The 21,510-nt window shown below is 51.5% G+C and carries 21 protein-coding genes, 1 pseudogene and 1 riboswitch; of the genes and pseudogenes, 12 read left to right on the top strand and 10 right to left on the bottom strand.

Annotated features, from left to right (window positions below; translation table 11 throughout):
• Window positions 1-56 precede the first annotated feature (56 nt).
• Window positions 57-836 carry a matrixin family metalloprotease gene (locus ACEW81_RS02245; RefSeq protein WP_373531337.1) on the bottom strand — a complete coding sequence of 260 codons (780 nt, stop codon included), beginning with the start codon at window positions 834-836 and terminating at the stop codon, window positions 57-59.
• A 255-nt stretch (window positions 837-1,091) separates the two neighbouring features.
• Between ACEW81_RS02245 and ACEW81_RS02240 the strand changes: the two genes are divergently transcribed.
• The 5 genes from ACEW81_RS02240 to ACEW81_RS02220 all read left to right on the top strand — a co-directional run bounded on the left by ACEW81_RS02240 (window position 1,092) and on the right by ACEW81_RS02220 (window position 4,160).
• The gene (locus ACEW81_RS02240) at window positions 1,092-1,604 is read left to right on the top strand and encodes a pyridoxamine 5'-phosphate oxidase family protein (protein ID WP_373531336.1); all 513 of its coding nucleotides are present in this window, start codon (window positions 1,092-1,094) and stop codon (window positions 1,602-1,604) included.
• Between the two features lie 213 nt (window positions 1,605-1,817).
• Window positions 1,818-2,228 carry a hypothetical protein gene (locus tag ACEW81_RS02235; RefSeq protein ID WP_373531335.1) on the top strand — a complete coding sequence of 137 codons (411 nt, stop codon included), beginning with the start codon at window positions 1,818-1,820 and terminating at the stop codon, window positions 2,226-2,228.
• Between the two features lie 78 nt (window positions 2,229-2,306).
• The gene (locus tag ACEW81_RS02230; RefSeq protein WP_373531334.1) at window positions 2,307-3,146 is read left to right on the top strand and encodes a hemerythrin domain-containing protein; all 840 of its coding nucleotides are present in this window, start codon (window positions 2,307-2,309) and stop codon (window positions 3,144-3,146) included.
• A gap of 111 nt (window positions 3,147-3,257) precedes the next feature.
• Entirely contained in the window at window positions 3,258-3,638 is a 381-nt protein-coding gene (locus tag ACEW81_RS02225; RefSeq protein ID WP_373531333.1) for a hypothetical protein, read from the top strand.
• Between the two features lie 51 nt (window positions 3,639-3,689).
• Window positions 3,690-4,160: a VOC family protein gene (locus ACEW81_RS02220; protein WP_373531332.1), complete on the top strand. Its 471-nt coding sequence runs from the start codon at window positions 3,690-3,692 to the stop codon at window positions 4,158-4,160.
• 72 nt (window positions 4,161-4,232) lie between these two features.
• Here the strand turns inward: ACEW81_RS02220 and ACEW81_RS02215 are convergent, their stop codons facing one another.
• Together ACEW81_RS02215 and ACEW81_RS02210 are read right to left on the bottom strand one after the other, a co-directional pair.
• Window positions 4,233-4,439: a zinc ribbon domain-containing protein gene (locus ACEW81_RS02215; protein WP_373531331.1), complete on the bottom strand. Its 207-nt coding sequence runs from the start codon at window positions 4,437-4,439 to the stop codon at window positions 4,233-4,235.
• A gap of 217 nt (window positions 4,440-4,656) precedes the next feature.
• The gene (locus ACEW81_RS02210) at window positions 4,657-6,510 is read right to left on the bottom strand and encodes a motility associated factor glycosyltransferase family protein (RefSeq protein WP_373531330.1); all 1,854 of its coding nucleotides are present in this window, start codon (window positions 6,508-6,510) and stop codon (window positions 4,657-4,659) included.
• Window positions 6,511-6,956: 446 nt separating this feature from the next.
• Between ACEW81_RS02210 and ACEW81_RS02205 the strand changes: the two genes are divergently transcribed.
• Genes ACEW81_RS02205 through ACEW81_RS02185 form a run of 5 tightly spaced genes read left to right on the top strand, consistent with a single transcriptional unit; the run spans window position 6,957 to window position 11,800 of the window.
• Window positions 6,957-7,784, top strand: a complete 828-nt coding sequence (locus tag ACEW81_RS02205; RefSeq protein ID WP_373531329.1) for a DAHP synthetase I family protein — start codon at window positions 6,957-6,959, stop codon at window positions 7,782-7,784.
• On the top strand, window positions 7,781-9,733 hold the full coding sequence (gene aroA / locus ACEW81_RS02200; protein ID WP_373531328.1) for a 3-phosphoshikimate 1-carboxyvinyltransferase: 1,953 nt from the start codon (window positions 7,781-7,783) through the stop codon (window positions 9,731-9,733). The genes ACEW81_RS02205 and aroA overlap by 4 nt, the downstream gene beginning before the upstream one ends.
• An 11-nt stretch (window positions 9,734-9,744) precedes the next feature.
• On the top strand, window positions 9,745-10,833 hold the full coding sequence (aroC, locus tag ACEW81_RS02195) for a chorismate synthase (protein WP_373531327.1): 1,089 nt from the start codon (window positions 9,745-9,747) through the stop codon (window positions 10,831-10,833).
• A gap of 29 nt (window positions 10,834-10,862) precedes the next feature.
• A complete protein-coding gene (locus ACEW81_RS02190; protein ID WP_373531326.1) occupies window positions 10,863-11,174 on the top strand; it encodes a chorismate mutase in 312 nt (103 codons plus the stop codon).
• A 2-nt stretch (window positions 11,175-11,176) separates the two neighbouring features.
• On the top strand, window positions 11,177-11,800 hold the full coding sequence (locus tag ACEW81_RS02185) for a prephenate dehydratase domain-containing protein (protein ID WP_373531325.1): 624 nt from the start codon (window positions 11,177-11,179) through the stop codon (window positions 11,798-11,800).
• 82 nt (window positions 11,801-11,882) lie between these two features.
• Here ACEW81_RS02185 and ACEW81_RS02180 read toward each other — a convergent pair whose 3' ends face one another.
• Window positions 11,883-12,383 carry a DUF4168 domain-containing protein gene (locus tag ACEW81_RS02180; protein ID WP_373531324.1) on the bottom strand — a complete coding sequence of 167 codons (501 nt, stop codon included), beginning with the start codon at window positions 12,381-12,383 and terminating at the stop codon, window positions 11,883-11,885.
• A 347-nt stretch (window positions 12,384-12,730) separates the two neighbouring features.
• On the opposite strand from ACEW81_RS02180, the gene moeB reads away from it, so the two are divergent.
• Window positions 12,731-13,864 carry a molybdopterin-synthase adenylyltransferase MoeB gene (gene moeB, locus ACEW81_RS02175; protein ID WP_373531323.1) on the top strand — a complete coding sequence of 378 codons (1,134 nt, stop codon included), beginning with the start codon at window positions 12,731-12,733 and terminating at the stop codon, window positions 13,862-13,864.
• On the opposite strand, the gene ACEW81_RS02170 is transcribed toward moeB, so the two are convergent.
• The 6 genes and pseudogenes from ACEW81_RS02170 to thiC all read right to left on the bottom strand — a co-directional run.
• Window positions 13,861-14,064: a hypothetical protein gene (locus ACEW81_RS02170; RefSeq protein ID WP_373531322.1), complete on the bottom strand. Its 204-nt coding sequence runs from the start codon at window positions 14,062-14,064 to the stop codon at window positions 13,861-13,863. The genes moeB and ACEW81_RS02170 overlap by 4 nt on opposite strands.
• Window positions 14,065-14,233: 169 nt before the next feature.
• Complete coding sequence (thiD, locus tag ACEW81_RS02165) at window positions 14,234-15,787, bottom strand: bifunctional hydroxymethylpyrimidine kinase/phosphomethylpyrimidine kinase (protein WP_373531321.1); 1,554 nt, start codon at window positions 15,785-15,787, stop codon at window positions 14,234-14,236.
• Window positions 15,784-16,587, bottom strand: a complete 804-nt coding sequence (locus tag ACEW81_RS02160; protein ID WP_373531320.1) for a thiazole synthase — start codon at window positions 16,585-16,587, stop codon at window positions 15,784-15,786. Before ACEW81_RS02160 ends, thiD begins: the two co-directional genes overlap by 4 nt.
• Window positions 16,588-16,589: 2 nt before the next feature.
• Window positions 16,590-16,790, bottom strand: a complete 201-nt coding sequence (gene thiS, locus ACEW81_RS02155) for a sulfur carrier protein ThiS (protein ID WP_373531319.1) — start codon at window positions 16,788-16,790, stop codon at window positions 16,590-16,592.
• A 1-nt stretch (window position 16,791) separates the two neighbouring features.
• Window positions 16,792-17,988, bottom strand: coding sequence for a glycine oxidase ThiO (gene thiO / locus ACEW81_RS02150; RefSeq protein WP_373531318.1), 1,197 nt, complete (start codon window positions 17,986-17,988; stop codon window positions 16,792-16,794).
• An 11-nt stretch (window positions 17,989-17,999) separates the two neighbouring features.
• Window positions 18,000-19,775 (bottom strand): annotated as a pseudogene (gene thiC / locus ACEW81_RS02145) (phosphomethylpyrimidine synthase ThiC); the annotation flags it as partial.
• 214 nt (window positions 19,776-19,989) lie between these two features.
• A riboswitch (TPP riboswitch) is annotated at window positions 19,990-20,104 on the bottom strand.
• A 313-nt stretch (window positions 20,105-20,417) separates the two neighbouring features.
• Here thiC and ACEW81_RS02140 point away from each other — a divergent pair.
• Window positions 20,418-21,494, top strand: a complete 1,077-nt coding sequence (locus ACEW81_RS02140) for a metallophosphoesterase family protein (protein ID WP_373531317.1) — start codon at window positions 20,418-20,420, stop codon at window positions 21,492-21,494.
• The last annotated feature ends 16 nt before the right edge of the window (window positions 21,495-21,510 follow it).

Here is a 21,510-nt window from a genome sequence, read left to right as displayed (position 1 = left end):
GGTTAAGCGTTTTTTGTGGGCTGATTTAGACAGAACGAATAGGCTATAAACAAGCGCTAAATAGGAATAGGGATGATAATGGGGATTCTGAAACCGCCGGATTGGGCTTTTCTGGTTTTTTTAAACGCTTCAAACCGCGATAAGTGGTAACCCGGCGGGTTGGTGAAATGTGGCCTGGCGGCGTAAATTCTAAAAGCGGTATTAATATCCCGCTGGCTGAGTCGGGATTTTTCGGTGGTGGCGTAATACATAATATCGCTTGCCTGATCACTATGCTCCTCAATGCCCAGAGAATGGCCAATTTCGTGCAAGGCGGCGGCATAGAGGGTTTGTGGGTTATAGGGGCGGCCATCCGCATTGTGCAAGGCCATATAAATATCATTTTTGGAGATATAGTTTCCCCAGGTTTGTTTAATATTCAGGCCACAAGCGCCTCTTTCAATTTGAGGGGTGGCCATGGCCCACCAGTTCACCACCATATCGGTTTGGGTGGTGTCGTCCATAAACACAAAAACGACCCGGTTGTTGAGCGCCCGTTGCCATTCGCCAAAGGCGTCTTTAATGACTTGGGGATGCCAGGGTTGCCAGCCCTGAATATAGCTGGCAGTGCTGATATGCACCAGCACGAATTTGGTTTGATCGCTCCACCGAAAGATTTTTTTCTGAAGATGGAAATAATCGCTGGCCGCTTGAGGCGGGTTGGCCAGCAGTGGACTGGTGGGGGCTGTATTGATGGACTCTGGGGGTTGCGCCCCCATGGGCAAAGCCAATAGCCACGCCAAGAGTGATAAGGTTGCTAGCGGGTTGATTAAGCGGTTTATTAATTTAAAGTTCATTAATTTAAAAAAGTTCAATTTCATCAGCGGCCCAGCGTACTCAAATTTTTGCAATCTCATCATATCGTAAATCAGCGGGACTGACCCTGTTGCTAACCGACTGTGTACCCGGCTCTCCCTGCCTGTTTTTACAATATTAACCAGCCTACGCATTGTGGCCTTTCACGCCATCGGGTATGGTTTCAATACGGTTTCAAGCGCTTTTATCCACAAGCAAGCGCTTGTATGTAGGGAAGAAAAAAGGAAGGTGTTGTTATGGCTCCACAAAGCGAAGCACTACATCAATTTTGTGATTTGTTACAAAAGTTTCAAACCGGCACCTTGGTTACGCATTCCGGGAATGGGGCCTTGCATGGTCGACCCATGGCCGTGGCTCAGGTGGAACCGTTGCGACATGGCTGTGATTTGTGGTTTGTGACCGGGCTGGATACACCCAAGATGGATGAAATTCGCTCCAATGATCAGGTATTGGTCGCTTTTCAAAACCGAAATGATCAGTTTTTAACCCTGTCCGGTCGGGCAGATATGGTGCAGGACCCTGAAAAAACAGAAGAGTTGTGGGGGGACTCGCTCAAGCTGTGGTTTCCACAAGGGCAGTCTGATCCGAATTTGATTTTGTTGCGGGTTCGGGCAGAGCATGGCGACTATTGGGACAGGGGCAACTTTACCAAATTTTCGTTTGCCCTGGGTGCCGCTGAATCTTCTGCTCAGACACGGGGTCTTGGTGGGGCGGCTCAGCCTGCCAATCCTTCTGGTATGGCCCATTGAGCGCTTTAAAATCAGAGGGGTCGGGACTATACTTTTGCTAAGGGTTGAAGCCTGCCAATGGAGAGCACTGTTAAGAAGCAGGGCTTAAGCACTTTGGGGATTGGGTTCTTGCCCCGGCTTGTGGTATGACTGAGTGTGGCAAACAGCCATAACGCATGCCTTCTTGTAACGTGCTATGTAAGAACTAAATGCTTGAGAAATAGAAATACTGAGGTGACCATGAGACAGAATCAGAGGATTTACGCCATAGCAGCGTTGTTGGTTTTCATGGGTCTGGGTCTTTCCGCTCAGGCTGTTGATAAAAATACGGGGGGCTATCCGGCTTCCAAGGCAGCGCCGCCGGTCAGCGAGAGCAGGGCTTCCGCTTTGGTGACAGGGCCTGCGCACCCAACTTTGCTAAATGCTCAGGGCGAAATTCTGAAGCATCACTCTGGCAAAGCCAAGGGCGTTCAACCAACGGCCAGCAAAGGGGTTCAATTGCAGCGTTACCAAATGAAACTGGATAGGCCAAAGCCCAGTCTTCAGCCTTCGCCAACCAGTCCGGTCAACGGTTTGGGCAGCAATTGGGTGGCGCCTTTGCCTCAGGCAGGGCACGATTACCTGCGGGGTACGTACAGTCCGTAATGCTGATGTTGGCCTCTTACCCCCACTGCTTTCGTCTGTTTCTGGTCGATTGTTAACAGGGGTAGGTATGATGTTGCCATGATGAATTGTTGTGATCGATTAATCGCAGAACATCGTGAAACGGAAGTTTTGCTGGCTGCCTTGGAGGCGAAAATCAATCAGGCTTGCGATGGAGCCGGATTGGACGCTTCTGGCTGGCGTTTGCTGGAAGCCAATTATTTGCTGTTGGCCCAGGATTTAAGGCGCCATTTTTTGGTGGAAGAGTTAGCCCTGTTTGCCTTGCTCAGTCCGTATCGCACCATGATGCTGATGGAGGTGGAGCATGACGATTTGTTGACCCTACAACAAGCATTCGCTACTGAGTTGCGCCAGAGTGTTGAGGCTCAAGCGCTTACCGCTCAATTGTCCCTTTCTTTTAGCGCCTTTAAAACCCGATTGCTGGCTCATATTATTGAAGAAGAGCGTGGTATTTTTCCGCTGGCCAACGCCAGTTTGGAAGCAGAGGAGCAGCAAAAGGCCCTGCGGGTTTATGAGACGCTTCATTGTACCGATTATGCCGCTTTGCCAAGCCTGCCTCGGCGGGTTCCGGGTTATGAAGTGCGCCAAACCGAATTGTTTGAGCCGATTCTGAAACCACTGAGTTACGAAACCTGTTATGAGCGGGAGCATGCCGCGGTTCAGCACTTGCGCATTCAATCCGGGATGCAGCAGGCGTCTCACTGGGTGGGGCAACATCAGTGCATGGTCTTAATTTCTGGCGCGGTGACCCTGACGGTTGAAAATGAGGCAATCCCCATGACGCCTGGGCAAATGGTGTCCATCGATTCCCGGCGTTACTACGCATTGCGGGCCGATAGTGACGCTCACCTTCTGGTGTTCAAGGTTTGGCCTCATCCGCATTATGTAAAAGCTCCTTAAATGGGGCCTGATGAGGTGAGTGAGATTTTAATTTGGCCCCGCGCTTGTAAAAGGGGATGCCCTAATGGTGGACTTGGGCTATGATCGATCGAGTCAATGGGGAAAACAGGAATGGACAGCATAGTTGATCTGGCCAAGTCTCGGCAGGCTAGAAATGAAAAAAACGAGAATGTTCGGGAAGCCTCACAGGATATGTTAGCGCTGCTGGATCATCATCGGGGGCAGTTACCGGAAGAGTTTCTGGCATTTTTATTGGCCATGGCACTCTCAGATCAGGCCATTCAGCTGACTGAAACTTCGGGTGACCGTCAGGCAGGGCTGGCCTTTATGGAAGAGGTTTTTATGACCGCTCGCCAATTGTTTGAGGGGTATCATCCCAGTCAGGTGCGACCGGTCCCTGCTCGTTTGCAGCATTTTTCACGCCCGGATAAGCCAAACGCTTCACGCGTGGTTTCGCTGATTGCCGATCCCCCTGAGCTTCCAGTTGAATAAAGTCTGATTTTGGTGCAAAATCACCATCGTCGTTTGATTGGGAGAAGATTGATGACTTCTTTAGCTCCTATTCCACCGGGTTTTCACAGTGTAACGCCGCATCTTGTGGTTTACGATGGGGTGGCGGCCCTTGATTTTTATCAACGGGCTTTTGGGGCCCATAAAATTCACCGTTTAAACGCACCGGATGGCAAGATGATTCATGCCGCCTTCATGATTGGGGACTCCATGATTATGCTGGCCGAGGAGTTCCGTGAGTATGGTCAGTTTGCGCCCACTTCTCTTGGAAATAGCCCGGTGACCATCCATTTATATGTTCCCAATGTGGATGAGGCTTTTGAGCGTGCGGTGTTTGCGGGGGCAACCATTGAAATGCCGGTTCAGGATATGTTTTGGGGCGATCGTTACGGTAAACTGGTGGATCCCTTTGGCCACCACTGGTCCATTGCCACGCCTGTTCAAAAACTCAGCTCGGATGAACTGCAAAAAGCGGCCAATTCGGCCATGGCGTGTCATTCCTGATAGAAGAGCCTTCCACCCCGCATTGCGCTCAACTGGTTAGGGGCTTTTGGCCGACTGGAAGTGTTACCAGGCTTAGAAACGGCTGTGTGAAATTTCTGCTTGCGGCAATACAGCGGGATCTTCCACCAGAATTGTCCAGCCGCACTCGGTGCAGCGGTATTCCACCACGGGCACTTCTTCCTCCAGAACCACTCGGGTGGTGGCCGGATCATAGGTTCGTTTTTCCATCACTTTAAACTTGAGTTTGTCATTGTCGCAATCTGGACAAATTTTGAACATGGAGACACCCCCTGATACGGATGACGGCTAAAGGTCATCACCAGCTTAAAGCCGGATTGCTGTAGATGTTTCGGCTTGGAAATCTGGCTCAGGCTTTTCGCTGAATGAAGATACCGCTTATTATCCCTGTTAGGGCCATGGGGCTTCAACCCCCCATTGGTCTACAATCGAGGGGTGGAAAGCACACAGGCACTGCTTCAGTCCGCTCAAAAGCGTGTCAGGCTTCTATTTTGGCAGGCCTTTGAGCCAAGCTGGGATTCAGCTTTTCCAGAATTCGGGTTTCCGCCTGAATCAGCCAGGGGAGTATATCGTCGTGCAGAAACTTTCGGTGTTTTTTATAGCCCTCGGCCATGCCTTGCTTGTTTTGTTCGATCTCCTCCGGTGTTTCCGCCACCGGGTTATATTTTTGTCGGGTATCAATCATATCCAGCACCAGAAAGTGGCTAATCAGGTAATGTCCAGCCAGAAACCGCACCAATTGCGGATTATTAGGGGTATCCACGCCCGCCACAATTAATTCATCCAGTAGCGCCACGCACTCATAGATTTCCGCCTTGAGTTTGCGAAGTTTGGTTTGCAATTTTTCCAGTGTTTTTTGACGGGTTTCTGGGGGGCAGGTGAGTTGATCGCTTAACCAGCCGGGGGTTCTAAAGTCTTGCCATTCACCAATAAAGGTATCCATGGCCCGTAACTCGTACCCATTGATTTTAGCGCCGCCCAGGGAGGCGTTATAGAGCTTTTGGGGTCTGGTTTTTTTCTGGTTGGCCAGGGCTGTTTTTTCAAAATAGCGTACAAATCCTTTAAAAGCGGTCAGAGTTTGCAACTGTTCCCCGTTTTGTCCTTCCAAAGTGGTCATTTGGGAAGGGCCGGTGAACAAATCGTCCCGCTTCTCAAGGATCATGACGCCCTTGCCGTTGGTTTTTAACGCTTCCCCACCAGCGTAGACCTGATCGTTGGGGAAGGCCAAGTCTTGTCCGATGACGATAACCGGGTCGCAGTCCATAATCATGCCCGCTTGTAAGGCAATGTGAGAGACGGTGCCGCAGCCATCCAGCAGCCGGTAGTCATGCACTCGGGGTTCTTGCTTGGATAGCCATTCGGCGTAAGGGCGGTCGCTTTGTAGTGTGTAGCGAATCTTGGCGGCTGCATCCTGCTCGTAGCAGTAGGGTTGGGTAAAGCCGCTCATCAGGAAGGTGATTTTTTGTAAATAGCTTTCTGGCAGTCCGTGCAGTTGCTCTTTCATGCCCCGAGAGTCCAGAAAGGTGGCGAAATCCGGGGTTATGTCATATTTATACAGGTGATGCAGCGCACCACCCACCGCCACCAGAACGGCCTGATTTTCCAGTTGTTTAATGGCCGGTAAGGCGGCATCCAGCGAGGGACCCCGACTGATGATAATGGCGGGCCTGCCTTTGCCTTTGCCCTGAATGCTGTTCATATCCAGACAATCGGACACATGGGGTAGGTTCTCGAAAAATTGTTTAATCCACTGGTTATGGAAATACCGGGCGGTGCGGTAATCCCGTTTGCGATCATCCACCAGATTGGCGATTTGGTGCATGATTTTGGCAATGTCGTTTTGCAGCAGCAGTGCGTAACCCCCACTGGACAGAAAATCGATGGGTTCAAAGCAAATCAGCAGCGGGGTTAACACTTCCAATAGAGACGGCAGATCGGTGACAATCCGCACCCGACGCTTTTGGAGATACTCGGACAGGTCCACGTTATCCAGTACGAATTTAAGCAGTGGCAGGTTAGGCTCATACACCACAATGGCCCCTGGAGAGCGCTTGAAGGTGGCCTCCAGCAAATAGCCCAGGCCCAACCCCAAAATCAAATGCGCCCGATCCAGTGCGGGGCGGCAATTATGCTGAACTTCCGCCTCAGCTTCCGCCACAGCACCGGTGGGGGCGTGTAAGGGAATCTGGTTGTAAACAATGCCAATATCGCCCGCCTGTGTTTCGTAAGGCTCTAAATTCTCCGGGGTTTGCACATTCTTGAGTTTTTTGAGAATGGTCTCGTGATGGGGGTGATGCTTGGTGAAGGCCTGTATATTTTTTTTCCAGAACATGCGGAGATTCCTTTCCCTGAGATCTTGGGCGCCACGCTTTATTGTGATTGATTTGGGGCGCCGTCTCCTCCCTTGGGTAGAGGAGTTCTGCGGGGGATGTTCTCAAAAACAGGTGGGGCGCTTCAATGGGGCAACCGTGTTTAGGGCAAGGCGCTTTAGGCTATCCGGCATGTCAAAATGTAACAGTTCAACTTAAAAGGATATCAAATCACTTGACAAACCAACCCTGTTATAAGCTAAACTGTAATCACTATGAAAAACACACGTCATCAAAAAAGTTTTTATTCCTTTTATTTTTACGGCTTCCCCGTGGGAGTCGTTTGTTGACGTGTAGCCGCTAAATAAAGCTTACCGACTAACAAACAGCTCCCGACCATCCGGGGGCTGTTTTTGTATATAGAGATTTCATCATCATCACAGTCATATTCATCGAAGGAGCATCACCTATGAGTCGCAGTCATCAACCCCATACCAAACGCCCCATGCTAGTGGCCGGACCTTGTTCCGCCGAAAGCCGGGATCAAATCATGTTTTCGCTGGAGCAGGCCCAGCAACGGCAGGTGGACTATGTTCGTATCAGCCTGTGGAAGCCTCGCACCAAGCCCGGTTTCGATGGGTTAAAAGAGGAAGGCATTGGCTTGCTGGCCGAGGCGGCCCAAATGGGTTTGAATCCGGGCACGGAAATTTTGGTGGCCTCTCAGGCTCAGGCGGTAATGGATGGCGTTTTGCCTGCCTTGAAGGCAGAGGGCGAATTGCTGTTGTGGATTGGAGCACGTAACCAAAACCACTTCGTGCAGCAGGAAATCGCCAAAGTGGCCGCTCAGGATAGCCGGGTGAAGCTGATGTTGAAGAACCAGCCCTGGTATTCCGAATCTCATTGGGAAGGCATTGTGGATCACGCCCTGGAAGGCGGCATGAAAGCCGAAAACCTGATGCTGTGCCACCGGGGCTTCACCCCCGATGTGCATCATCCCAACCCCAGCGGGTTGCGGAACGTGGCCGATTCTGAAATGGCCATGCGGGTTCGGGAAAAGACCGGACTGCCCATGTTGCTGGATATTTCCCACATTGCGGGCGCTGTGGACAAGTTGCAGGAAGTGGCCATGGATTCGGTGGATTACAACTACGATGGCATGGTGATTGAAGTGCATCCCAACCCCCGCTTTGCCTGGACGGATGCCAGCCAGCAAATTACCTGGGAACAGCTGGATGAGATGATGGTCAAGCTGGATGCGGCCCGTGCTTTGCAAAATCAGGAAGCCTTGCCCGCATGAATGCCCACCCCAGCCCGGAAAGCCGGTTAGAACAACAACCCGACAAAGGAGCTGGTTCCCGAATCGTGGCCCTGACCCCTTTAAAGGCTGCGATTCAGGCCACGGTAATGGTTCCCGGCTCTAAAAGTTATACCATTCGGGCCCTCATTCTGGCGGCCCTGGCTTGCAAGCCAGCAGGTCATCCGGTTCGGGTGTGGAATCCGCTGCGAAGCGATGACGGGCTGGCGGTCATGGGTTGCCTGAACGCTCTGGGCATTGAAACCCGATGGGGGCATGAGGGCGGACAATCCTATGTGGATGTTTACGGAGAAGCGACCTGCATTGCTGAGGGGGATTATACCTTGCATGCCAACTTGTCCGCTGCCACCTTGCGCTTTCTGATTGCGGTGTCGGCGGTCATTCCGGGGCGTCAAACCTTGTTGGGGCATGAGGGGCTGAACCGGCGCCCGGTTAAGGACCTAGTGGACGCCTTGCGGACGCTGGGCGTGGAGATTGAGTATCTGGAGCAGGAGGGCTATCCGCCGGTGCGGGTTTCGTCCAGTGGCATTAGCGCCACCCGGCTCACGGTTTCAGGCAGCACCAGCAGTCAATATATTTCGGCTTTAATGATGATTGCCCCACTCATTCAGTCTCAGGGTGCGCCGATTGAAATTGCCCTACCCGATGCCCCGGTTTCCAAGCCTTATCTGGATATGACCATGGCTATTCTACGGGCTTTTGGGGTAGAGACCACCCATCAGGATTATCAAACTTTTCAAATCCCGGCAGGGCAAGTATATAAAACGGAAAGCTATACGGTTGAGCCAGATGCCTCAAGCGCCGCTTACTTTGCGGCCATCGCCACCCTCACCGGCTCAAGCATTACCCTGAAAAATATGAATGCTGATTCGGTGCAGGCCGACCTGCGATTTATTGAGATGTTGAAGCAAATGGGCACTCAGGTTCACTTCAACAATGGGGATTTAATCGTAGAAGGGCATGGGGTCAAACCGATTCAGGTGAATATGTGCGATTGCCCGGATCAGGCTCAGGCCTTGGCCGTGCTGGCCGCTTTTGCCAATGGGGTTACTCGCATTGAAGGGCTGCAATCCTTGCGGGTGAAAGAAACGGATCGCATTACCGCCGTGGAAACCGAATTGCGAAAAATGGGCATTCAGGTAGAATCGGAAATGGATGCTTTGGTCATTCACGGTGGCCAGCCCAAACCGGCTTGTATTGCTACGTATGGCGATCACCGCATGGCCATGGCTTTTGCGGTGGCTGGCTCTCTTTTAGAGGGTCTGACCCTGGCAGATCCAGCGGTGGTGAATAAAACTTACCCTGAATTCTGGCAGGATTTGGCCGCTTTGGGGGTGGGGGTGGAAGAGCGCCAACCTGCCGCAGAGACAGTCGATGAGCCAAACCTGCCGGGTGCTGCGACCAAGCTGGTGTTAATTGGTTTTATGGGATCTGGCAAAAGCACCGTTGCCCAATTGCTGGCAGAACAATATCAGCTATCGTGTGTGGAAATGGATGATCGCATTGTTCAGCAATCGGGTAAAACAAAAGTGGCCGATATTTTCGACCACGACGGAGAGGCTGCTTTTCGTTTGCTGGAAGCCCAATTGGCCGAATCGTTAAGGCTTGAAACCAACGTGGTGATTTCAACGGGAGGCGGCGTCATTATGGATGGCGAGGTCATGAAAAACCTGAGCGAGCAGGCCACTGTCATTTGGTTAAACACCCGGTTTGAAACTGTTCTGGAGCGCTTAAAACACCGCCAGGATCGCCCGTTGTTGCGGGATTTGGAAAAGGCTGAGGCTTTATACGCCCAGCGTTTGCCCTTGTATCAGCAAGCGGCGCATTTAACCATCGATACCGACGGGCTGAGTTCTCAGGCTGTGGTGGCCCAAATTAATCAAGCCCTTGGGGCCATTGGTGAAAATTGTCGTGAAAGTTGTACGGTGTAGAAAGATTAATTATGACCGCAGGAAGTTCATTCGGACAGTTATTTAGAATCAGCACCTTTGGAGAATCTCACGGGGGTGCAGTTGGCGTGGTGATTGACGGTTGCCCGCCCGGCTTACCCATTACCGTGGCAGAAATCCAGAAAGAACTGGATCGCCGCCGACCGGGACAAAGCAGCATTACTACCCCTCGCAACGAGCAGGATCAAATTCATCTGTTTTCCGGGGTGATGGATGGGATAACCACCGGCACCCCCATTATGCTGATGGCCTATAACCGGGATCAGAAATCGGATGATTATAACAATTTAAAAGCCGTATTCCGGCCCGGTCACGCCGATTATACCTTTCAGCAAAAATATGGCGCCCGAGACTGGCGAGGCGGGGGGCGATCTTCCGCGCGGGAAACCATTGGCCGGGTGGCGGCAGGGGCCATCGCTAAAAAATACCTGAAAGAAAAACTGGGCATAGAATGCCTGTGCTATGTGGAGCAGGTGGGGGCCATTGGCAGCAGTATCGATGCTGATACGGTGACTGCCGAGCAAGTGGAGTCCAATATCGTGCGTTGCCCGGATACGGCCCAGGCGGCGGAAATGATTTGCCTGATTGAAACCGTGCGGGATGAAGGCGATTCGGTGGGCGGCGTTTTAAAGGGCTTGATTCGCCACGTTCCGGTGGGATTGGGCGAGCCTGTGTTTGACAAATTGCATGCCGATCTGGGTAAAGCCATGCTCAGCATTAATGCCGTTAAAGGGTTTGAAATCGGGTCCGGCTTTGCGGGTGTGGCACTGCGAGGCAGTGCGCACAATGATGCCTTTTATCACGATGAAACGGGCCGGGTTCGCACCCGCACCAATCATGCGGGTGGGGTGCTGGGCGGCCTTTCCAGTGGGGAAACTATTCATTTTCGGGTGGCTTTTAAACCCACCTCCACCATTCGCAAAGCTCAGGAAACGGTGACTCAGGACAACGAGGCCACCATTCTGGAAGCCACAGGTCGACACGATCCTTGTGTCTTGCCTCGGGCGGTCCCCATTGTGGAAGCCATGGCCGCACTGGTGATTCTGGATCATTACTTGCGGAACAAGGCCCAAAACGGTTAATTCGAAAAGAAAGGAATTAATCAGCTGAAATGATGACTATGACTGATGACGTATTAAATACCGAATCCAGTAACTCGGAATTACAAGCGCTCCGGCATCAAATTGATGGTTTGGATGAGCAACTGCTGCGGGTATTATCCCAGCGGGCCCAACTGGTGGATGAAGTGGGTCGCTACAAAAAGGCCCGTGGTCTGGAGCCGCTGGATATGGTTCGCTGGCAACAGGTGCTTAACGCCAAAAAATCTCGTGCCGCCGAACTGGGCCTTTGCCCTGAATTTATTGACGCCTTATACAATCTGATTCACGAATATAGTTTACATTTGGAAAGCAAAAGCGAATAACCATGACTGATCCTGACTATTCTAACCAAACGATCCCTTCCGTACAAAAGCCGCTTACCTTTGGCATTCAGGGCGGCGAGGGTAGTTTTAATGATGAAGCCATTCAGTATTATTTAAGCCACAACTTTTTACCTACCCAGGCCATTGAGTATTTATTTACCTCTGATCGGGTCATGGAAGCGGTGGTTCAAGGAAAAATTGATCGGGGGCAATGCGCCATCTACAATTCGGTAGGCGGCTATGTGGAAGAAACCACCGAGGCGCTGGAAAATTTTCCGGTAAAAATTATTCAGGAATTTGAAATTAAAATTGCGCATTCGCTCATGATTCGCCCGGATCAGGAATGGTCCCAAATTGACACCATTATGTGCCATCCGCAAGTGTTGGCCCAGTGTAAAAGTAATTTGAAAAAAAAGTATCCTGACCTCAAACAAACATCGGGTCAGGGCGAATGGGTGGATAACGCCAAAACGGCAGAGGCCCTGTCAACCCATCGCTTACCGGACAATACAGCGGTAATGGGTAGCAAGGTACTTGCCAAAATTTATGCTTTGAAAGTGATTGAAGATAATTTGCAAGACGCTGAAGAAAACTATACCCGCTTTATTCACGTGGTTCGTCAATAAACGAAGGGCGTTTTTCTCGAAAAACCGAAGCGCTTTTTAGGGCGCTTCGGTTTTAATGAATTTTAAATTCAATCAGTCTAAACTACATGTATTTTTGAATGCGGGACAGGAGTTGTGGATCTTGCATGGCAGATTGGTGAATTTTATTATATTGCTCCACCGAAATACCTTTGGCCTCAACCGCTTTGCTCAGTTCGGCATCCGCTTCTTTTTTAATTTTATCAATTTCAGTTTGCCCTTTGGCGCTGCTTAGTTTGTCTTCGTATTTCAGCTTAACCTGATCCACACCCTTGGCTGCGTCTACGAAATTTTTGAGTTCCGCATCGCTGTAGGGGCTGCTGGCACTGGCCGCTGTTTGCGGGTTGGGGGTTTGTGGTTGATTCGACTGGGTGTGGGTTGCTTCAGCGGCAGGGGCGTTGGGTGCGGTTGATGGGGTTGTTTCCTTAATTTTTGCAACCTCACCCAACTGGGCATCTTGGGCATTTGGGGCAGCCGTGGGCTGCGGGGATGCTGCCAAGGCGGCACCGGTTAGCATAAAGCCGCAAATGGACAGCGCAACTGTATTTTGAATCATGGATTTCATCCCTTAACTCCTCTTTTTTTTGACTACTTTTTTATTACGAACTACTCTGGTTTATTAAGAACTATTTTGGGAACGATGCTTGATGTCACTTACTTAACGACTCAATGGTCAAATCAATGGGTTGCCAAACAAATCAGACAGTATTAATGCTCTGCCAAAGAATTTCGAGAATGGTAACATACCCTTTTAAAAAGGTCAAAAAGCCTACTGTAGAGCTTATTGGCCATTTAAGCGGTTTCCAAAAGCTTTATGGCGCATACTTTTTGATTTATGCTGACAATGTGAAAGCAAGTTGGATGATAAAGAAAGAACGATGATTAAGTGAGTTAGATCCTAAAGAAAGTTGGATGATGTCCTCAAATTCAGTTTTTACTGCCCTGGAGCTGGAACAATACAACCGTCATTTTAAACTGCAAGGCTTTGGCATGGAAAAACAGGCTCGTTTAAAAGCAGCGCGGGTGTTGCTGATAGGGGCTGGTGGGCTGGGGTGTCCGGTGGGGCTTTATTTGGCGGCCGCTGGGGTTGGGACCATCGGGGTGGTCGATGACGATCGGGTGGATCGCAGTAACTTGCAGCGCCAAATTGCCCATACGGTGGAAACCCTTGGACAACTGAAGGTAGATAGTCTGGTTGAAGCCATGCAAAGTATTAATCCCTGCTTAACGTATCAAAAGCATCCCGTTCGGCTGGGGGCGAATAATATTGCTGAGATGATCCAACATTATGATTTGGTTCTGGATGGTTCGGATAATTTTGCCACACGGTTTTTAGTGGCCGATGCCTGTTTTCTGGAGAAAATTCCGTTGTTGCAGGGGGCGGTTTTTGAATATGAGGCCCAATTGTCGTTATTTTTGCCCGATCAAGGCCCTTGTTACCGTTGCGTTTTTCCAAATCCTCCCGGTGCGCAAGCCTTGGCCCCTTGCGCGGAAGTTGGGGTATTGGGCGTGGTTCCCGGCACTGCCGGTTTGATGATGGCCACGGAAGCCATTAAATACCTCACCGGCATGGGGGCATCCATTCACGGAAAATTGTTAAGGTACAACGCACTGGCGCAAACCCTGAACACCTTAACGCTTTCTCGCAATCAGCAATGCGCCTTGTGCGGAGAAAACCCCACCATTGTAGAGCCGGTGGAATCCTTGATGACCTGCCAAACCCCCAACGATAGGGAGGCATTTGAAATTGAGGCTGAAGCCGCTAGTGCCCTGATTTTAAAGGGCGTTCAATTACTGGATGTGCGTGAGGATTTTGAGTTTCAAGCCGGTCATATTCCTGAGGCTATTCATATTCCTTTGGGTGTATTAAAGGCCCAAATCCCCCATCATCTTTTCAACGGGGAACAACCTCTTTTGATCTACTGTCAAAAAGGGCATCGTAGTCTGGAGGCGGCCCGAATATTGAGAGCACAGGGCTATAAGCCGGTTTACAGTTTGGCTGGGGGACTGGCGGGCTGGACCGGCCCGGTGCGCTTGCCGGTTTAGTGAAGGGTTTTAAGATCCATCACTGTCAGCTCCCGTTCGGGGTTGCTGCTGCGTACAAATTTATCCATCAGGGGCATTTGAAGGGCTTCTTGGGCTTTTTTGAGTTCGACTTCAAATTTTTTCCATTGCTCTTGATCCGCCTCACTCAAAGCGGGGTTGGTGATGGGTGTGTTGTCGGCATTGGGAGGCGCTGCGCCCATGGAGAGATAACCTTATTTTATGAGGGATGACGCTATTGGATTTTTGATGAAATGCTCGGTGCGGTTCATTACAAGGTGATGCGTTGTTTGAAAAACCATTCAAACACAAACAGGTTTAGCCATACCCTATCACTTTATTAAAGTTAAATATTGCAGTTACATTTTGCCATTAAGGGGATGGGAGCTTAGGGTATTGAGGGCTTAAGGGCAAGGGTTGCGGGGACTGCTCCTCGAACAGGGCCAGCCATTGGGCCACCCGTTCGGGTAGGTTTTCAGCCTGAGTGATATCTCGAACCACGGCCAGGCTATCCACACCGGTGGCTAAAACTTCCGGGGCGTTATGCAGAAAAATACCGGCAATGGCCACCAGCGGATAAGGCAGGCTGCGTCGCCAGCGCCGAACCGCTTCTAACCCTTGGGGCCTAAAGTACATGGTTTTGGTGGTGGTATGGAAAACAGGTCCAACTGCCATATAAGAGGGCCGAACAGCCAAGGCTCTGGCCACTTCCTGATAGCAATGGGTGCTGAGGCCCAGTTTTAAACCGGCTTTGTGAATGGCTTCCAGATCGGCTGTTTTTAAATCGTCTTGCCCCAAATGAACCCCGTAGGCGCCGTATTTCAGGGCCAGTTGCCAGTAGTCGTTGATAAACAAACGGCAGTTGAAAGAGTGGGCGTAGGCGCTGGCTTGGGCGATTTCCCGTTCCAGTTCCTCGCCTTCTAAATCCTTAATGCGCAATTGAATGGTGGAAACGCCCAAAGGCAAAAGCTTTTCCAGCCATTCAAAGCGGGGAACGATGGGATAAAACCCCAAGGGACGACTGCCGCAACCTGAAAATTCCGGGCGGTTTTGACCTGCTTCGGCAGTGGGGGTGAGCCATGGTAAATCTTCATGGGTTTCCGGCCAGCCTAAATGGGCCAAAGGCCCATGACCTTGACCCAGCGCCGGGGCCAGCCGGATGCCTTGATTGACATAAGCCTTGGCAATAACTATGGCATCCGGCACATTAAACCCCAACCCCACGCAGGCGGCCATGGCGGCGGATAACGTGCAGCCGGTGCCGTGGGTGTGCCGGGTTTCTTGTCGGGGAGAGGTCAGCCAGAAGGATTGACTGCCATCTGTCCAGAAGTCCTGACTCCATTGGTTCGCTTCATGATCATGATCGCCCTGCTGGCCCTCAAAATGGCCCCCTTTAATCAGCACCGATTGCACCCCCAGTTTCAGCAGTGCTTGCGCTGCGGCTTCCATGGCCTTGGCGGAACGAATGGGTTGGCCGGTTAAAATTTCGGCCTCCGGTAAATTGGGGGTCAGCAAATGGACGTGGGGCAACAAGTGGGTGGTCAGTGCAGCTAAGGTGTTCTCTTGCCGCAAGGCATGCCCACTGGTGGATACCATCACCGGATCACAAATGACAAAGGTGCTTTGAGTGCGTTGTATGGACGCAATGGCTTCCGCAATGCGCTGGATGCCTTCCGCATCGCCCAGCATACCCAACTTGATGGCCACAGGCGGTAAGTCTTGGCTCAGTGCTTCCAGCTGGGCTTTTAGCATGGCTGGAGAGCATAGCTCGATTAAATCAACGCCTTGTGTATTTTGGGCGGTGAGTGCGGTAATCACCGAGCAACCGTGAACCCCCAAGGCGTTCATGGTTTTTAAATCGGCCTGAATGCCAGCGCCGCCGCCGGAATCGGAACCGGCAATGGTCCATACAATGGGGCGTGTCATGCGTGTTGTCCTTCTTTCTGCTGGTGTTGATGCCAAAACGGGGTGCCTAAAACCGGGGTGCTGGGCATGGCCATTTCTCGCTGAGGCATGGGGCCTGCCTGATAGGCCAGCGCACCGGATTCTACTGCCAGGGCGAAGGCACGGGCCATGCTCACCGGATCGTGGGCTAGGGCGATGGCGGAATTCAGTAAGACTCCGTCAAAGCCCAGTTCCATCACCTGCGCTGCGTGAGAGGGCAAGCCAATGCCCGCATCGGCGATGAGTGTAACCTGTGGCAACCGAGCCCGCAGCAGTTGCAGGGCGTATAGATTCATGGGGCCTTTTCCGGTGCCAATGGGGGCCGCCCAGGGCATTAAAATCCGGCATCCGGCATCCACCAGTTTTTGAGCCACTATAAAATCCTCAGTCATGTAAGGAAACACCTCAAACCCGTCTTCAATCAGAATACGAGCGGCTTCCACTAGCCCAAAGGGATCGGGTTGCAAGGTGAAATCATCCCCAATCACTTCCAGTTTAATCCAGGGGGTGTTGAAAATTTCTCGGGCCATGTGGGCGGTGTTCACCGCTTCTTTCACCGTTCGGCATCCGGCGGTATTGGGAAGCACCCGCCAGTTTTTCTCTTTAATGAAATGCCAGAAAGCTTCCCCGCCTTGGGCGCCCGGTGCCTGTCGTCGCAGGGATACCGTGACCACTTCGGTGCCGGAAGCTTCCAGCGCTTGCCGCATAATATCGGGCGAGGGGTATAGCGCCGTTCCCACCAAAAGCTGGCTGTTTAAAGTTTGACCTCCAATATGCCACATGGTCAACCGCCTTGCATGGGGGCCACAATATCCAGTGTCTGGGCCTCTTTCAATGTTTGGGTGGTGTATTGATGCCGAGGGACAAAGGTGCCATCCACCGCCACGGCAATGGATTGGGAATCGTAGCCCAGGGTTTTTAACAAGGCTGCCACGCTGAGGGTGTCGGGCACTTGTTGGGTTTCACCGTTAATCAGCAGTTTCATTTTAAACTGTGGTTGCCTCTCTGTTGAATGGATGGAATGGTGTGTTTATCGTGATAGTTTCAGAGGTGCTTTCGGATTCTGTTTTTTTAAAGTCGGGCTGTGAAAATAAGGCTTGGTAGGCGGGTGCAATGGCTTGATTTTCCAGCGCCGCACAAACCAGTGCCACCAGTTGGGGCGAAATTAAAAATCCATGCCGGTAAAGGCCGTTCACCCGAATCAAGCCTGCTTCCATGTGGATGGCAGGCAAATGACTGGACAATGCGGGGCGGCAATTGACGGTGCTTTCCAAAATAGTGGCTTCCGCAAATCCTTCATGCACCGCAAAAGCCGCCGATAACAGTTCCATGGTGGATTGCGTGGTGATGGGCCGAAAATCCTCGCTTTCAATGGACGTGGCCCCAATCACATATTGGTGATTTTCCCGAGGGGCAATGTACAAGGGATATCGAGGATGCATGAGCCGAATGGGGCGACTCAGCTCCACCTCTGGGGCATGCACCTTAATGATCTCGCCCCGCACCCCTCGCAAGCTTTGCCAATCGGGCTTTCCGCCCAGCCCCCGGCAATCAATGGCCCAGTCAAATTGCCAATGTTGGGTGGCACTGATGACGGTATGGGCCGCCATGGATGTAACCGGGGTTTTAAAATAACAGTTAACCCCGGACTGGTTGAGTTGATGCGCCAAGGCCCGCAGCAGTTGCCGGTTGTCAATTTGTCCTTCATCAGGAATAAAAATACCCTGGCTGAAACGCTGACTGAGTTGAGGTTCCAGCGCTGCCAACTGATGGCTGGACAAGTGCCATTGAATGGAGTGGGCGGTTTGCTCAGGTACGTCCTCGGAGCTGCAAAGGCTAAGTTTGCCTTGCAGCATGCGTTTAAAATGCGCCAAATCGGGTAAATCCAAATGGTGGGCCACAATGATAGTGCCCAGCGTTTTGAAATAAACCGGAAGCTCCAGATGCTGTAACCGATGCTTCCACCGGGGTAAGGAATCAAAGCCCAATCGGGCTATCAATGGTTCTGCCGATTCCAGCTCAGAAATAGGGGAGAGCATGCCCGCCCCGGCATAGGCGCAACTGTTGATCACCGAGGCGTCATCCTTGTCAAACAGGGAGACTTGCCACCCCCGCTCAGCCAGAGCGAGGGCCAGCAATCGTCCCATTAAACCAGCGCCAACAATGCCAACGCTTTGGCTCATGTGGATAAGTGTCCGGTTTGCTCGGCCAGTTCCCGAACATCCTGGGTAATGCTCATGGAGCAAAACTTGGGGCCGCACATGGAGCAGAATTGGGCCTCTTTGGCCCCATCGGCGGGCAGGGTTTCATCGTGAAAGGAGCGGGCGGTTTCTGGATCCAGCGACAGGTTAAATTGATCGGCCCACCGGAATTCAAACCGGGCTTTGGACAGGGCGTCATCCCGGTAGCGGGCCGATGGATGACCTTTGGCCAAATCGGCGGCGTGAGCGGCCAGTTTGTAGGTAATCACGCCGGTTTTGACGTCTTCCCGGTTGGGGAGGCCCAGATGCTCCTTGGGGGTGACATAGCACAGCATGGCGGTGCCAAACCAGCCAATCATGGCCGCCCCAATGCCGCTGGTAATGTGATCGTAACCGGGAGCGATATCGGTGGTGAGTGGCCCCAAGGTATAGAAAGGCGCTTCATCACACTGTTTGAGCTGCTTTTCCATGTTTTCCTGAATCATGTGCATTGGCACATGGCCCGGCCCTTCAATCATGGTTTGCACATCGTGCTTCCAGGCAATCTGGGTCAGTTCGCCCAGTGTTTCCAGTTCCCCGAACTGGGCGGCATCGTTGGCATCGGCAATAGAACCCGGACGCAGCCCATCGCCCAGCGAAAAGCTGACATCGTAGGCTTTCATGATTTCGCAAATTTCTTCAAAATGGGTGTACAGGAAATTTTCCTGATGGTGGGCCAGGCACCACTTGGCCAGAATCGATCCCCCACGGGACACAATACCGGTCATGCGGTTGGCGGTAAGCGGCACATATTTGAGCAGTACCCCGGCGTGAATGGTGAAGTAATCCACCCCTTGTTCGGCTTGCTCAATCAAGGTATCCCGGTACAATTCCCAGGTCAGATCTTCCGCTTTGCCATCCACTTTTTCCAGTGCCTGATAAATAGGCACGGTGCCAATGGGAACCGGTGAGTTTCGCAAAATGTAATCGCGGGTGGCATGAATGTTGCTGCCGGTGGAGAGATCCATGACGGTATCCGCCCCCCAGCGACTGGACCACACCAGTTTTTCCACTTCTTCCTCAATGGAGGAGGACACTGCGGAATTACCAATGTTGGCGTTGATTTTTACCAGAAAATTCCGACCGATAATCACCGGCTCCAGCTCCGGGTGATTGATATTGGCTGGAATAATGGCCCGCCCACGGGCAATTTCCGAGCGCACAAATTCCGGGGTGATTTCATGGGGAATAGTAGCCCCCAACGCATTACCCTTTAAGCGGCTTTTGCGCTCCAGATCAATCAAGCCTTCTTTTAACGCTTGGTTGCGCAAGTTTTCCCGAAGGGCCACAAATTCCATTTCGGGGGTAATAATGCCTTGACGGGCATAGTGCATTTGACTCACGTTTTGGCCTGTTTTGGCTTTGCGGGGCTGGCGCTGCAAGCTGGAAACATTCAGTTGGCTTTTCCCGCCAAAGGCGTTAATTTGCCGATCGTATAATTCGGTATCGTTGCGCTTTTCAATCCAGCCGGTGCGAATGGGGGCCAGTCCCCGGCTGACATCAATGACTACATCGGGGTCGGTATAAGGGCCGGAGGTGTCGTAAATCACAACCGGCTCATTGTCAATCAGCTGGTCGCTGTTGAACGCCTTGGAGGGGGATAATTTCACTTCCCGATAAGGCACTCTGATTTCCGGGTGCAGGTTGCCGGTCTGGTATTTTTTGCTGGAATTGGGCAAGGGCTCGGTAGTGACCCCAACCTGGGTTAACAGGGCTTCGGTGACGCTCATTAAACTCTCTCCTTCAATATGAAACACCTAATTTAAAGATTCAATTTAAATACCCACTGATTGCAACTGGTTTAAAGCCGCTTGCGGCCGTTTTTTCACATTCAAATTAAAGCCGCTTGAGGCGGCTGCTCCCAAAGGCCCCCAGGCCTTTACTGTCCGAAAATCCCCGCAAGCATGCCAAGGGGGCTGAGTGCGCTGATAAATTGCCTGAAAAATATGATGTCATTCTAGTTCCCTCCGCTGGCATTACCCAGATCAGGTTTGACGGGTTTCATCGAATGAGCGATGATCTCAGTCGGCCGAAAAGGCCAACACCCCGATAGATGGTTATGAAATTGTGGCGTCACTGGTTTAACAGTGAACGGGTTCATCATAAGGGAACATTTACGGTTTTGCAAATCATTCCTGAAAGTGCTTGGGCTGTGTGATTTTTGGGTTGGAATCCCGACGGAAATGCGTATGGTTTTGAAATTAAAATCGGCCATGGCATGATTGGGGTGACGGCGAATTTGAAATGCTTATTTTTCAAATTTTTAAGAATGGCGGTTTTTTGTCATTCCGTTGTCATCAGTTTTGCCAATAATAAGGCGTAAGCGATGTGAGTGATCACCATCGCCTACCACCCTAAGGTTTATTGTTTTTATGGCCGCTACCATGAACCCCATGAACGCCCCTTGGCCTTTTTTAAGGCCAGATTTAAGGCAGAAACCGGGGTTGCGTTTTAATGCTTTGAATGGTGCGAATTCCGCAAAGTCCCAAACGGAAGGTGAACATTCTCTGGGTTCGTCTGGAACACTTCCAGCGGACCTTTTTTCTTTTCAGGCTCCGATTTTTCAGCCTCCTGTTTTTCATGCCTCGGCGGGAAAAAATCGTTTTGCCGTAATTGGCGACGCCGGAACCGGCGATGCTGCCCAATATAACATATCCCGGCAAATGGAGGTATGGCGACAACAATTGCCGTTTAATCAGGTTTTGGTGTTGGGCGACAATGTTTATCCCGCTGGAGAACCGGCTTTGTTTGATGAACGAATTACCCAGCCTTATCAAAATTTAAGGCGACAGGGCGTTCAATTTTTCCCGGTTTTGGGCAATCACGATGTGAAAGCGGGCTTTGGCAATCAGCAGTTAGCCTATTGGGGGGTGCCGCCCTATTACAGTTTTAAAATGGGTTCTCCCGGCGCGGATGTGGAAATTTTCGCGGTGGATACTACCGTGATGCTACCGGGTTATCTGAATGGGTTTGATCACAATCCCGCCGCTTTCGCCCAAAGGGACAAGGCCCAGTCGCTTTGGCTGGAGGAGGCTTTGGCCCGTAGCAATGCCTCCATGAAGGTGGTGATGGGCCATTACCCGCTATTCTCTAAAGCCGCTTTCGCCAAGCCCAAGCGGCTGCTGTTTCAACAAACCCTGGAGCGCAAGCTGTCGGATATTTTGGTCCGCCATCAGGTGGATTTGTATCTGGCGGGGCACGAGCACCATTATGAAGCGCCGGTGGGGATAAACGGGGTTCGCTACATGGTGAGTGGGGCCGGTGGGGGCAAGCTGGATCTCCCTCAAAAAGGGGTGCCAGAGGGTGCGGGCGTGGTTAAGAAAAATCATTTTATGTTGTTTGAAAACACACCTGCCGGTTTGAGTTACCGGGTTATTTCCGATCAGGGCAAAGTGTTTGATTTTGGTTTGATTCCCCGCAAGCGCCGAGTATTGGACACCCTGATTTAGATCAGTGGGTTTAAAG

Origin of the sequence: Vampirovibrio sp., assembly GCF_041737375.1 — a bacterium.
Lineage (GTDB): Bacteria > Cyanobacteriota > Vampirovibrionia > Vampirovibrionales > Vampirovibrionaceae > Vampirovibrio.
The sequence above is the reverse complement of the archived record's forward strand: the minus strand, read 5'-3'. Positions and strand labels throughout refer to the sequence as shown.